At 70.3% G+C, this 13,055-nt stretch carries 11 protein-coding genes; 7 read left to right on the forward strand and 4 right to left on the reverse strand.

Annotated features, from left to right (window positions below):
* Positions 1–216 precede the first annotated feature (216 nt).
* The 7 genes from ABGB17_RS33575 (at position 217) to ABGB17_RS33605 (ending at position 8,824) form a co-directional block, all read left to right on the forward strand.
* Positions 217–1,728 (forward strand): sugar ABC transporter ATP-binding protein, encoded by a 1,512-nt coding sequence (locus ABGB17_RS33575; RefSeq protein WP_347637384.1) that lies wholly within the window; start codon positions 217–219, stop codon positions 1,726–1,728.
* Complete coding sequence (locus ABGB17_RS33580) at positions 1,725–2,813, forward strand: ABC transporter permease (RefSeq protein ID WP_347637386.1); 1,089 nt, start codon at positions 1,725–1,727, stop codon at positions 2,811–2,813. Before ABGB17_RS33575 ends, ABGB17_RS33580 begins: the two co-directional genes overlap by 4 nt.
* Complete coding sequence (gene yjfF, locus ABGB17_RS33585) at positions 2,810–3,802, forward strand: galactofuranose ABC transporter, permease protein YjfF (RefSeq protein WP_347637387.1); 993 nt, start codon at positions 2,810–2,812, stop codon at positions 3,800–3,802. The genes ABGB17_RS33580 and yjfF overlap by 4 nt, the downstream gene beginning before the upstream one ends.
* Positions 3,803–3,850: 48 nt before the next feature.
* Entirely contained in the window at positions 3,851–5,500 is a 1,650-nt protein-coding gene (araB, locus tag ABGB17_RS33590) for a ribulokinase (protein WP_347637388.1), read from the forward strand.
* On the forward strand, positions 5,497–6,156 hold the full coding sequence (locus ABGB17_RS33595; protein WP_347637389.1) for an L-ribulose-5-phosphate 4-epimerase: 660 nt from the start codon (positions 5,497–5,499) through the stop codon (positions 6,154–6,156). The genes araB and ABGB17_RS33595 overlap by 4 nt, the downstream gene beginning before the upstream one ends.
* On the forward strand, positions 6,153–7,634 hold the full coding sequence (gene araA / locus ABGB17_RS33600; protein ID WP_347637391.1) for an L-arabinose isomerase: 1,482 nt from the start codon (positions 6,153–6,155) through the stop codon (positions 7,632–7,634). The genes ABGB17_RS33595 and araA overlap by 4 nt, the downstream gene beginning before the upstream one ends.
* A gap of 170 nt (positions 7,635–7,804) precedes the next feature.
* On the forward strand, positions 7,805–8,824 hold the full coding sequence (locus tag ABGB17_RS33605; RefSeq protein ID WP_347637392.1) for a LacI family DNA-binding transcriptional regulator: 1,020 nt from the start codon (positions 7,805–7,807) through the stop codon (positions 8,822–8,824).
* Positions 8,825–8,932: 108 nt separating this feature from the next.
* On the opposite strand, the gene ABGB17_RS33610 is transcribed toward ABGB17_RS33605, so the two are convergent.
* From ABGB17_RS33610 to ABGB17_RS33625, 4 genes are all read right to left on the reverse strand, one after another.
* Positions 8,933–9,916: an arabinan endo-1,5-alpha-L-arabinosidase gene (locus tag ABGB17_RS33610; protein WP_347637394.1), complete on the reverse strand. Its 984-nt coding sequence runs from the start codon at positions 9,914–9,916 to the stop codon at positions 8,933–8,935.
* A gap of 738 nt (positions 9,917–10,654) precedes the next feature.
* Positions 10,655–10,846: a hypothetical protein gene (locus tag ABGB17_RS33615; RefSeq protein WP_347637396.1), complete on the reverse strand. Its 192-nt coding sequence runs from the start codon at positions 10,844–10,846 to the stop codon at positions 10,655–10,657.
* Between the two features lie 91 nt (positions 10,847–10,937).
* On the reverse strand, positions 10,938–11,690 hold the full coding sequence (locus ABGB17_RS33620) for a hypothetical protein (protein ID WP_347637397.1): 753 nt from the start codon (positions 11,688–11,690) through the stop codon (positions 10,938–10,940).
* Between the two features lie 64 nt (positions 11,691–11,754).
* A complete protein-coding gene (locus ABGB17_RS33625) occupies positions 11,755–13,047 on the reverse strand; it encodes a hypothetical protein (RefSeq protein WP_347637399.1) in 1,293 nt (430 codons plus the stop codon).
* Positions 13,048–13,055 lie beyond the last annotated feature (8 nt).

Genomic DNA, 13,055 nt, shown 5'->3' on the forward strand with positions numbered 1-13,055 from the left:
AGTGCAGCCCGCTGCTCGGCCCGCAACTGATGGACCTGGCCAAGAAGGTCGTCGCCGGCGAGACCGTGCCCACCCGGGTCGTCACCGAGGAGACCACCTTCACCCAGGAGCAGGCCAAGGAAGCCCTGCCCAGCCGCCAGTACTGACCCCTTCGCGGGCCGCCCGCCCGGGCGGCCCGCACCCAGCGCACTAGGCCGAGAGAGGAGAGGACGCCACATGGCCGAACCAGCGCCGATCCTGCGCATGCGGGGCATCGGCAAGTACTTCCCCGGCGTCACGGCACTGGACGGGGTCGACTTCCGGCTGCTGCCGGGCGAGGTCCACGCGTTGATGGGGGAGAACGGCGCGGGCAAGTCGACGCTGATCAAGGTGCTCACCGGCGTCTACGACACCGACGCGGGGGAGATCGAGCTGGACGGCCGTCCGGTGTCCTTCTCCGGCCCGCTCGCCGCCCAGCAGGCGGGCATCAGCACCGTCTACCAGGAGCTCAACCTCTGCGCCAACCTGTCGGTCGCGGAGAACATCTACATCGGCCGCGAGCCGCGCCGCTTCGGCCGCATCCAGTGGCGCCGCATGCGCAAGGACGCCGCCGCGCTGCTGTCCCGCCTCGACATCGCCGTGGACGTCGGCGCGCCGCTGTCGTCGTACTCCCCGGCGATCCGCCAGATGGTCGCCATCGCCCGCGCCGTGGACATCGACGCCAAGGTGCTCATCCTCGACGAGCCGACCTCCAGCCTGGACGCCGGCGAGGTCGCCCAGTTGTTCCGGGTGATGCGCCAGCTCAAGGAGCAGGGCATCGCGATCCTGTTCGTCACGCACTTCCTCGACCAGGTCTACGAGGCCTCCGACCGGGTGACGGTGCTGCGCAACGGCCGCCTGGTGGGGGAGTACCGCATCACGGACCTGTCCCGGGTGGACCTGGTCGCCAAGATGATCGGCCGCGAGCTGGCCGAGCTGGAACGGCTGGAGGACCGGCCGCTCGGACGCACGTCCGAGCCGCTGGTGGAGGCCGAGGGGCTCGGCCGGACCGGGAGTGTCGAACCGTTCAGCATGACGATCCACAAGGGTGAGGTGGTGGGCCTCGCCGGGCTGCTCGGCTCGGGCCGCACCGAGGTCGCCCGGCTGCTGGCCGGCGCGGACCACGCCACCAGCGGGTCCGTGCGCGTCGGCGGCGCCCCCGCCGGGTTGCGCTCCCCGCGCGCGGCCGTGCGGCGCGGCATCGCGTTCTGCCCCGAGGACCGCCGCGGCCAGGGCCTCATCCCCGAGCTCACGGTGCGCGAGAACCTCGTTCTCGCGCTGCAGGCGACCCGCGGCTGGACCCGGCCCATCTCGCGGCGCAAGCAGGACGAGCTGGTCGCCAAGTACATCGCGGCGCTCAACATCCGCCCCGCCGACCCCGAGCAGCAGATCAAGAACCTCAGCGGCGGCAACCAGCAGAAGGTCATGCTGGCCCGCTGGCTGATCCTGGAGCCGCGCCTGCTCATCCTGGACGAGCCCACCCGCGGCATCGACGTGGGCGCCAAGGCCGAGATCCAGCGCCTGGTCGCCGAGCTGTCCGACGGCGGCATGGCCGTGCTGTTCATCTCGGCCGAGCTGGAAGAGGTGCTGCGCCTCAGTCATCGCGTCGGCGTGCTGCGTGACCGCAGGCTCGTCGCCCAGCTCGCCAACGACGACGCCCTCACCACCGGAGCCCTGATGGAGACCATCGCGAGCGGAGCGCGGGAATGAACGTGAGCGCGCTCACCCGCCACCGGCTGTTCTGGCCGGTGGCGGTGCTGGCCGGCCTGATGCTGGTCAACCTGCTGCTGACCCGCGGCTTCTTCAGCATCGAGATCAAGGACGGCCACCTCTACGGGAGCCTCATCGACATCGCGCGCTTCGGTGCGCCGCTGATCCTGGTGTCGCTCGGCATGACGCTGGTCATCGCCACCGGCGGCATCGACCTGTCGGTGGGGTCGGTCGTGGCCATCGGCGCGGCTCTGGCCTGCCTGATGATCAGTGATCTCGACAACCAGAACGACGTCGGGGGCGTCCTGCTCGCGGTCGGGATCACCCTCGGACTCGCGCTGGTGCTCGGCGCGTGGAACGGCCTGCTGGTCGCGGGACTCGGCATCCAGCCGATCGTCGCCACGCTGATCCTCATGGTGGCGGGGCGCGGTCTCGCCCAGCTGATCACCGGCGGTCAGATCATCACGATCAACAGCTCCCCCTACAAGCTGATCGGCGGCGGCTACTGGCTCACCCTGCCGTTCAGCATCATCATCGTGGCGGTGGTGGTGGCGCTCACCGCGTTCCTCACCCGCCGTCTCGCCCTCGGCCTGCTGATCGAGTCGGTCGGCGGCAACGCCGAGGCCGGGCGGCTGTCGGGCATCCGGTCGCGCGGCATCATCCTCACGGTCTACATGTTCGCCGCGCTGTGCGCGGGCGTCGCCGGGCTGATGGTCAGCTCCAACGTCTCCAGCGCCGACGGCAACTACGCGGGCCTGTGGATCGAGCTGGACGCCATCCTCGCCGTCGTCATCGGCGGCACCTCGCTCATCGGCGGCCGGTTCTCGCTCAGCGGGACCGTGCTCGGCGCGCTCATCATCCAGACGCTCACCACCACCATCTACTCGGTGGGTGTGCCGCCGGAGACGACGCTGCTGGTCAAGGCGCTCGTGGTGACCCTCGTCTGCCTGCTGCAGTCCCCGGCGTTCCGCGCCAAGGTGTTCCGCCGCGGCCGTCCCGCCGGCCCAGGGGCTCCACCCGCGACCCCGCGGGACGCGCCCACCGGGACCGCCGCCCTTCCGGCCAGAGACGAGGTGGACGCGTGACCACGACGACCCTACCGATCCGGCACCCCCGTGTGCCGCGCAAGTACGTCCCGGTGCTCGGCACCGCGTGCCTGTTCGTCGCCATGTTCGTCGCGGGCGGCATCCGGTACGAGGGCTTCGCCACCGGCCAGATCCTGCTGAACGTCCTGGTGGACAACTCGTTCCTGCTGGTGATCGCCGTCGGCATGACGTTCGTGATCCTGGCGGGCGGCATCGACCTGTCGGTCGGGTCGGTGGTGGGCCTGTCCACCATGATCGCCGCGAGTCTGCTGTCGGGGCCCGGCGCCTGGCCCTCGCCGCTGGTGATGCTGCTGGTGCTGGCCATCGGCACGGCACTCGGCATGGCCATGGGCGCCATCATCCACTTCTTCGAGATCCAGCCGTTCATCGTGACGCTGGCGGGCATGTTCCTCGCCCGCGGCCTGTGCTACACGATCAGCACGGACTCGATCCCCATCTCCGACCCGCTGTTCACCGCGATCGCGCAGACCCGGATCGACCTGACCAGCGAGCTGTGGATCTCGCCGAGCGTGCTGATCGGCCTGTTCGTGGTGCTGGTGGCGGCATACGTGCTGCACTACACCCGGCTCGGCCGCAACGTGTACGCGGTCGGCGGCGGCGAGCAGTCGGCGCTGCTGATGGGCCTGCCGGTGGCCCGCACCAAGATCGCGGTGTACACGATCAGCGGGTTCTGCTCCGCGCTCGGCGGCCTGCTGTTCGCGTTCTACACCCTGTCGGGCTACGGCCTGCACGCCGTCGGCTGGGAACTGGACGCCATCGCCGCGGTGGTGATCGGCGGCACGCTGCTCACCGGCGGCTCGGGCTACGTGCTCGGCACCGTGCTCGGCGTGCTGATGCTCGGCCTCATCCAGACGGTCCTCAGCTTCGAGGGCACTCTGAGCTCGTGGTGGACCAGAATCGTCATCGGCCTGCTCCTGTTCGTTTTCATCGTGCTGCAGCGCCTCATCGCCTGGCGCGCGAGGTCATAGTAAAGAAAGTGATATGTCCCTATTTCTACGGTTGCCCTGGAGTGCCCTGTGAACGCTAACAGCGAGGCGTACGTCATCGGCGTCGATTACGGCACCCTGTCCGGGCGCGCGGTGGTGGTGCGGGTCTCCGACGGCGCCGAACTGGGGAGCGCCGTACACGAGTACGCCCACCGGGTGATCGAGGACACGCTGCCGGGCACCGGTGTCCGGCTCGGCCCCGACTGGGCGCTGCAGTCCCCCGAGGACTGGCGCGACGTGCTGCGCATCGCGGTGCCGAAGGCCCTCGCGGTCGCCGGCGTCCCGGCGTCCCAGGTGATCGGCATCGGCACCGACTTCACCGCCTGCACCGTGCTGCCCACCACCGCCGACGGCACGCCGCTGAGCGAGCTCCACCCGGACCGGCCGCACGCCTGGCCCAAACTGTGGAAGCACCACGCCGCCCAGTCGCACGCCGACCGCATCAACGCCCTCGCCGCCGAACGCGGCGAGCCGTGGCTGCCCCGCTACGGCGGCAAGATCTCCTCCGAGTGGGAGTTCGCCAAGGGCCTGCAGGTGCTGGAGGAGGACCCGGAGATCTACGGCCTGGCCGACCGGTGGATCGAGGCCGCCGACTGGATCATCTGGCAGCTCGCCGGCGTCGAGACCCGCAACGTCTGCACCGCCGGGTACAAGGGCATCTACCAGGACGGCGGCTATCCCTCGGCGGAGTTCCTCGCCGCGCTCAACCCCGGCTTCGCCGGCTTCACCGACAAGCTGGGCCACGAGCTCGCCCCCCTCGGCGGCCTCGCCGGGCGGCTCACCGCGCAGGCCGCCGAGTGGACCCGCCTGCCCGAGGGCATCGCCGTCGCCGTCGGCAACGTCGACGCGCACGTCACCGCGGCCGCGGCCGACGCCGTCGGCCCCGGGCAGATGGTCGCCATCATGGGCACCTCGACGTGCCACATCATGCCGTCCGCCGAACTGGCCGAGGTCCCCGGCATGTGCGGCGTGGTGCGCGACGGCATCGTGCCGGGCCTCTGGGGGTACGAGGCCGGGCAGTCCGGCGTCGGCGACATCTTCGGCTGGTTCGCCGAGACGTCCGTGCCCGCCTCCTACACCGCGAAGGCCGCCGAGCTCGGTGTGAGCGTGCACGAGTACCTCACCTCCCTCGCCGAGAAGCAGCCCGTCGGCGCGCACGGCCTGGTGGCCCTGGACTGGCACAACGGCAACCGCTCGGTGCTGGTCGACCACAACCTGTCCGGTGTGATCGTCGGCCAGACCCTCGCCACCCGGCCCGAGGACATCTACCGGGCCCTCATCGAGGCCACCGCGTTCGGCGCCCGCGTCATCGTGGAGACGTTCGAGGCCTCCGGCGTGCCCGTCGAGGAGTTCGTCGTCGCGGGCGGCCTGCTGAAGAACCGCTTCCTCATGCAGGTGTACTCCGACGTGCTGCGCCGCCCGCTGTCGGCCATCGGCTCCGATCAGGGCCCCGCCCTCGGCTCCGCCATCCACGCCGCGGTCGCCGCCGGCGCCTACCCCGACATCACCGCGGCCGCCGCCGCGATGGGCAAGCGCACCCCCGCCGTCTACTCGCCCGACGCGGCCCGCGCGGACGCCTACGACCGGCTGTACGCCGAGTACCGCCGGCTGCACGACCACTTCGCGGACGGCGGCATGCTCCACCGCCTCCGCGCCATCAGAAACGAGGCCGCCAAATGATCCAGGAGACCCGGGAGACGGTCTGCCGCCTGCACGCCGAGCTGGTGCGCTACAACCTGGTGGCCTGGACCGCCGGGAACGTCTCCGCCCGCGTCCCCGGCGAGGACCTGTTCGTCATCAAGCCGAGCGGCGTCTCCTACGACGAGCTGACCCCCGAGGCCATGGTGGTGTGCGACCTGTCCGGCGAGCTGGTGGAGGGCTCCTACGCCCCCTCCAGCGACACCGCGGCGCACGCCTACGTGTACCGCCACATGCCCGAGGTGAACGGCGTGGTGCACACCCACTCCACCTACGCCTCCGCGTGGGCGGCGCGTGGCGAGGCCGTCCCGTGCGTGCTCACCGCCATGGCCGACGAGTTCGGCGGCGAGATCCCCGTCGGCCCGTTCGCGCTGATCGGCGGGGACGACATCGGCAAGGGCATCGTGGAGACCCTCACCGGCCACCGCTCACCCGCCGTGCTGATGCGCAACCACGGGGTGTTCACCATCGGCGACTCGGCCAAGGCCGCGGTGAAGGCCGCCGTGATGTGCGAGGACGTCGCCCGCACCGTCCACGTCGCCCGGCAGCTCGGCGAGCCGATCCCCATCGAGCAGCACCACATCGATCACCTGTACGACCGCTATCAGAACGTCTACGGACAGAGGAGTCACCTGTGAAGCTCTGGTTTCTCACCGGCAGCCAAGGATTGTACGGGGAGGACACGCTGCGGCAGGTGGCCGAGCAGTCCCAGGGGATCGCCGCCGCCCTCGGCGAGGCGCTGCCGTTCCCGGTGGAGTGGCGGCCGGTGCTGACCGACGCCGCGGCCATCCGCCGCGTGTGCCTGGAGGCCACCGCGGACGACGACTGCGGCGGCGTGATCGCGTGGATGCACACGTTCTCCCCGGCCAAGATGTGGATCGCCGGGCTGGACGCCCTCGGCAAGCCCCTGCTCCACCTGCACACCCAGGCCAACCTGGAGCTGCCGTGGAGCACCATCGACATGGACTTCATGAACCTGAACCAGGCCGCGCACGGCGACCGCGAGTTCGGGTACATCCAGTCCCGGCTCGGCGTGCCGCGCAAGACCGTCGCCGGGCACGTCAGCGACCCGGCGGTCGCCGAACGCATCGGCGCCTGGGCCCGCGCCGCGGCCGGGCGGGCCGAGGTGGGCTCGCTGCGCCTCGCCCGGTTCGGCGACAACATGCGCGACGTCGCCGTCACCGAGGGCGACAAGGTGGAGGCGCAGCTGCGGTTCGGCGTCTCGGTCAACACCTACGGCGTCAACGACCTGGTCGCCGCGGTGGACGCCGCCGCCGACGCGGACGTGACGTCCCTGGTGAAGGAGTACGAGGACACCTACCGCATGGCGCCCGAGCTGCGCATCGGCGGCGAGCGGCACGACTCGCTGCGGTACGCCGCGCGCATCGAGCTCGGGCTGCGCACCTTCCTGCGGGAGGGCGGCTTCGGGGCGTTCACCACCAACTTCGAGGACCTCGGGGGCTTGAGGCAGCTCCCCGGCCTCGCCGTGCAGCGCCTCATGGCCGACGGCTACGGCTTCGGCGGCGAGGGCGACTGGAAGACGTCCGTGCTGCTGCGCACCCTCAAGGTGATGGCCGCCGGGCGGCCCGGGGGCACCTCCTTCATGGAGGACTACACCTACGACTTCACCCCCGGCCAGGAGCTCATCCTCGGCGCGCACATGCTGGAGGTCTGCCCCACCATCGCCTCCGGCACCCCGTCGTGCGAGATCCACCCGCTGAGCATCGGCGGGCGCGAGGACCCGGTGCGGCTGGTGTTCGACGCCGAGCCGGGGCCCGCCGTGGTCGTCGGCCTCGCCGACATGGGGGAGCGGTTCCGTCTGGTCGCCAACGAGATCGACGTGGTCGCCCCGCCGCAGCCGCTGCCGAAGCTGCCCGTCGCCCGCGCCGTGTGGCAGCCCCGGCCGGACATGCGCACCTCGGCCGAGTCGTGGCTCACCGCCGGAGCGCCGCACCACACCGTGCTGTCCGCGGCCGTCGGCGCCGAGGAGCTGACCGACTTCGCCGACATGCTCGGCGTCGAGCTCCTGGTGATCGACGCGGACACCACCTCGCGGGCGTTCGTCCGTGAACTGAGGCTGAACCAGGCGTACTACCGGCTCGCCCAGGGCTTCTGACCTCGCCGTTGTGCCCGGGCCCTTCCCCGCTCGGGGGGGAAGGGCCCGATAGTTTTCAGGCGGAAACCGAATATTTTCAAAGACACACCGCCTACCCCCTGCGCGAGACGCCCCCGACCAGGTCAAAATAGAGTCCGGCGGGAAGAGATCGCGCGAATGAGGTAGGCAGAGTGGAGAAGAAGGTCGTACGCGGCCCAGCGATGACCGATGTCGCCCGTCTGGCGGGAGTGTCCCACCAGACGGTGTCGCGGGTCCTCAACGACCATCCCAACGTCCGCGAACAGACCCGGATCCGGGTGCGGGCCGCGATCACCGAGCTCGGTTACCGCCCCAACCAGGCGGCCCGGGCCCTCGCGACCGGCAGGTCGCGGCTGCTCGGCGTGGTGACGCAGAACTCCACGCTGTACGGCCCGGCGTCCCTGCTCACCGCGTTCGGCCAGGCCGCGGCGGACGCCGGCTTCGCGGTGAGCGTCGGCAGCGTCCGCACCCTGGACCGCCGCTCCATCGCCGAGGCGGTGGAACGCCACCTGGACCAGCGGGTCGCCGGCATCGTCGTCATCGCCCCCGTGGTGTCGGCAGGGGAGGCCTTGGAGCACCTGCGCACCGACGTCCCCCTGGTCACCATCGACGGCGACCCCGCGCGCCCCGGCGCCCTCGTCACCGTCGACCAGCAGGAGGGCGCCGCCATAGCGACCCGCCACCTCCTGGACGCCGGCCACTCCACCGTGTGGCACGTCTCCGGCCCCGCCGAGTGGTTCGACAGCGCCGGCCGCATCGAAGGCTGGCAACGCGCCCTCCGCCACGCGGGCGTCGAGATCCCCCCGGTCGTCCCCGGCGGAGACTGGACCGCCGCCGCCGGCTGCCGCACCGGCCAGATGCTGGCCCGCATGCCCGAGGTCACCGCCATCTTCGCCGCCAACGACCACCTCGCCCTGGGCATCCTGCGCGCCATGCACCAAAGAGGCCGCCGCGTCCCCGAGGACGTCAGCGTGGTCGGCTTCGACGACGTCCCCGAAGCGGCTTACCTGATCCCGCCGCTGACCACCATCCGCCCCGACTTCGCCGCCGTGGCCCGCCGCAGCCTGAACGTCCTGCTGAACGAGATAGACAGCGGCCGCCCCAGCGCGGACCGCCACACCATAGCCCCCACCCTCATCCAGCGCGAGAGCGTCGCCCCGCCCAGCTCCTGAGCACCCGCGCGGCCACCGTCCCGGTCCCCGGCCGGGGCGGGGGACCGGGCGGCGCCGCCGCGCCCGCCGCGGTGTGGTCCCCCGCCGGCGCCGCGACGGCTCCGCTGCTCAGTAGACGTAGGGCCAGCCCGCCGAGTCGTACGCGATGAGGTTGATGCCGAGCCGGGACGCCCCGTTGTCGGCGTAGTAGTGGTACACGAGCACGTCGGCGTCCACGTCGGTGAACACCGCCTGGTGCCCCGGCCCGTGGATGCTCCCGTGCCCCGCCAGGATCTCCGTGCCGCCGCCGGACGTCATCGCGACACCGTTGCGGTCCACGTACGGCCCGGTGACGCTGGTGGAACGTCCCACCATGACCCGGTAGGTGCTCGACGCCCCCCGGCAGCACAGGTCGAACGAGACGTACTGGTAGTAGTACGACCCGTGCCGGACGATGTGCGGCGCCTCGATGGCCCCGCCGTTACGTCCCGCGATGGAGTACAGCGTGCTCCCGGACCGCCTGCCGGTGGCCGGATCCAGCGAGATCATCTTGATCCCCGACCAGAACGACCCGAAGCTCAGCCACCACCGCCCCTGCGCGTCCACGATGAGATTGGGGTCGATGGCGTTGTAGTTGTCCGACGTCCGGGTCTCGATGACCAGCCCCTGGTTGGTCCAGGTCCCGGACGCGCCCGTGGTGCTGGTCGCCAGGAAGATCGCCGACCGGTTGGAGCCGAAGGTGGACGCCGAGTAGTACAGGTAGTAACGCCCGTTGCGATAGGAGATGTCCGGCGCCCAGAGGTTCCGGCTCCCCCCGGTGTAGGTGGTGGTCCACGGCGCGCCGCCGGGGAAGACGGTCCCCGCGTTCCGGAACGCGATCCGGTCGGCGGACGTCTTGATCGCGAGGTTGTCGCCGGTATGCACCAGCAGATAGGTGCCCGACGGCGTCTTCACCATCGACGGGTCGTGCACGCTGATGTCACCGGTGACCCGCCCCGGGTTCGGGTACGCGAGCACGGCGGCGGCCTCGGCCGGAAGGGCGGCCGCGAGCAAAAGGGACATCACGAGCGCGGCGACGGCCGCGCCGTACCGCTTGAGCTTCGGGGACGGCATGTCAGGCTCCCTGCGTGAGAGGTTGCGCGTTCCCGGCACACCGGGGTGAAGCCGGACGCGCGGGGGAGCCTCGGCGGAACAGGCCACCGCCTCGGCGGCCACCGGCCGTTCAGCCGGGCGGCGGACGCCGTCATCGGACCGGGACCGGACGCACCTGCCGTGAGCGGATGCTCACGACGTCCCGTGGTCCTGGCCGATCTCGTACTCGGGTCGAGGTGGTGGCGAGCGTACGTCGGCACCTGTCGTCACGCAACGCCCCTCCCCTCCCGGCGCCCTCACCGCGACTCCCGCCGTCCCCCCGGCCGCGCTCCCATGACCGGCGGATTCGCCGCCCCGCCACGCCGGCGTGGCCGGGAGAGGCGGCCGAAACTTTCAGCACACCCGACGGTCGTGAGCGCCGGCGTCCACACCCGTGAACGTCTCCCCGTGGTCCGCGGCCCGCCGCGCGGGAACCCGTGCGCCCCTGTGGCGGCGGCGATCACATCACCGTTGACATCCGGCGCGTGTGCGGGTTACGAAGATGACCGACGGCAGACCGAGGTGAACCGGTGCGTGGACACGGGTCGAGACTGTGTTAACGCTCACAAAGTGATCGGACCTATGCGGGAGGGACGCCCCTGGGCATTCGCATGACGGCCGGCCGGCGTCCCCCCGGCCAGGCACCCCCGGCGGCAGACCACCGCCGTCTCCACGGAGTTCGGCCGGCACGCCGCGTCTTCGCCGGCCGGTGGCGCGAGGCTAGAGCTTGTGGATGCTCCCGTTGACGGTGAGGTCGTAATTCACGTAGAGACCGGTGTACGAAGCTGTGGTGATCTTCTTGTAGGGCCCCCAGTAGACGGTCAGGTCGCTGTTGGCGTGGAGATGAGTGTTGATCTTGCAGTCGCCGCCGTCGACGGAGAGGCCGCCGTTGGCGGCGGCCTGCCCCGCCACGTCGAGCCGCGACTGGGCGGTGATGTCCCCGGTGCTGGTCAGGCCGCTCAGGGTGGGGTTGGTGACGGTGACGGTGAGGGTGGCGTACTGGTTAGGCCGGCTTGGAGTCGGCGGATTGCTGGGTTCCGGATGTCGTGGACGCCTGCAGGGTGAAGGTGGTGTCGTTGACGATCCTGCCCTGGGGGACGGTACAGAAGGTCTCCGGCCCTTCGTGGAGGGTCGTGCCGTCGCCGTCGTAGAGCTGGAAATGGCTGCCGTTGCTCTCCCAGGTGAAGTGGACCGCGTCGCCGGCGGTGAACTTCGTCCTTGGGACGGTCGGGTTGTCCGGGGCGGCGGACAGGAAGTTGTGCAGGTAGAAGACGGGCTCGACGGTGGGCAGCGGCACCTCGAGCGGGTCCCTGCGCTTGGACGAGCCGCTGGTCGTGTCGGAATACTCGGTGACCAGGCAGGCGAGCCCGCTGCCGTCGGCGGCGGCGAGCGTGCCGCTGATGCGGAACTGCAGCGGCTCGTTGACGAGCTCGAACTCAGGTATGGGCGGCTCGAAGATGACCTGGTAGTAGCCGGCGCCGGCGGCGAGGCCGAGTTCCTGCCCGGTCCTCATCTGGAACGACAGGGGACTCCAGTTGCCGCCGAGGACCTCGGCCTTCGGCTTCTCGGTGAAGTACGCGCCTTCGGGTGTGCCGGCCGGGACGGCGATGTCGATCTTCTGGCAGTAGATCTGCTGACCGGCCGGGCTGGAGACGGTCAGGTCGATACGGGCGGGGGCGGGTTTGTCGGGTCTTCCTGCTTCGAGCGTGGCCGGGCTCGTGGTGGTGCTGTAATGCAGCAGGTTGGGGCCGGACATGAGGAAGATCTCCTTGTGGACGAGAGGGCGGGAGGTGCGGGGGGCCGCTGGTCCGGTGCGGCCGCTACTGGCGGAAGGTGATCCAGTAAAGACGGCCGATGACGTCATCATCGAGGTTGTAGATGGCCCATTCCTGTCCTTGGCGCAGGGGAACCGTGTAACTCATCCGATCCCCCATCAGATCCAGCCAGATGTCATCGTCGCCGCCTTCAGGGCCTAACTTGGCGGAGAAGGTGCCCCAGAACGTACTGTCGGGCGGGTTCTGAATGACCAGGATGCCGTCGTACTCGACATAGAAATTCTGCGTCGAACGGTCCGTCACCACGGGTTCGAGTTGGACCGGCGGCTGGAACAAGGCGTTGAGGCTGACTTTTCCTTCGACCGACAGATCGCCGCTGATCGCCGTGTCCCCGGATACCTGAAGTCCTTCTTCGAAGCCTGCCCGGCCGTACACGTACAGACTGCCGCCGTCGTGGACGGTTACATCCTTGGCGCCGATGGAGCCGGCGTTGAGCGGGCCGGTGACCCCGATGCCCTCGGAGCCGACGGTGAGCCCGAGCAGGCTCGGGTCGCCGATGGTGACGGTGAGGGTGGCGTACTGGGTGGACTCATCGGCTCCGGAAACCGTGGAAGCCCGCACGGTGAAGGTGGTGTCGTTCAAGATCTTGTAATTTTCCTTCTGGGTGGTGCTCCAGGAAGTCTGGGTGCCCTCGTAGAGGACCGTGCCGTCGCCGTCGTAGAGCGTGTAAGAGGTGCCGTTGCTCTCCCAGCTGAAGCGGACGCCGTCGCCGGCGTCGAACTTCGTCCTCGGGATGCCCGGCGTGTCCGGGGCGGTCGCCAGGAAGCTGCGCAGGAAGAAGTCGGATTGTGCGCCTGGTTGTGCGGTGGGCAGGGTCATCTCGACAGGGTCCTTGCGGGTGGATCGGTCGCTGGGTGTGTGACTGGTCTCGGTGACCCAGAAGGTGAGCGGGCCGCCGGTGGTGGCGGTGAGTGCGCCGCTGATCTGGAATTCCAGATCCCCGTCGAGCAGGTCCATCCCCGGTACGGGCGGGTAGAAGGGGAATTGGTAGTACTGCGTGGCGGCGGCGAGGCCGAGTTCCTGTCCGGATCTCATCCGGACGGACTCGGGCGGCTGCCAGTCGCCGCCGATGATCGAGGATTGCGGCTCCTCGGTGAAGTACGGCCCGCCGTCGTCCGGCGCACTGGCCGGGACGGCGATCATGATCTCCTCGCAGTAGACCGTCTGCCCGGTGGGGACGGAGACGGTGACGTCGACCTTGTTGATGGCGATGCCGTCCGGTTGCAGAGGGGCAGGGCTGGAGGTGGCGGTGTACTGCAGCAGGGGGGCGCCGGGCACGCGGGATC

The sequence above is a fragment of the Sphaerisporangium sp. B11E5 genome (assembly GCF_039871875.1).
Lineage (GTDB): Bacteria > Actinomycetota > Actinomycetes > Streptosporangiales > Streptosporangiaceae > Sphaerisporangium.

What these genes read in the sequence shown, in the direction of transcription:
- ABGB17_RS33575 (WP_347637384.1), top strand. Translation starts at nt 217, where the DNA reads ATGGCCGAACCAGCGCCGATCCTGCGCATGCGGGGCATCGGCAAGTAC.
- ABGB17_RS33580 (WP_347637386.1), top strand. Translation starts at nt 1,725, where the DNA reads ATGAACGTGAGCGCGCTCACCCGCCACCGGCTGTTCTGGCCGGTGGCG.
- ABGB17_RS33595 (WP_347637389.1), top strand. Translation starts at nt 5,497, where the DNA reads ATGATCCAGGAGACCCGGGAGACGGTCTGCCGCCTGCACGCCGAGCTG.
- ABGB17_RS33610 (WP_347637394.1), bottom strand. Translation starts at nt 9,916, where the DNA reads ATGCCGTCCCCGAAGCTCAAGCGGTACGGCGCGGCCGTCGCCGCGCTC.
- ABGB17_RS33620 (WP_347637397.1), bottom strand. Translation starts at nt 11,690, where the DNA reads ATGTCCGGCCCCAACCTGCTGCATTACAGCACCACCACGAGCCCGGCC.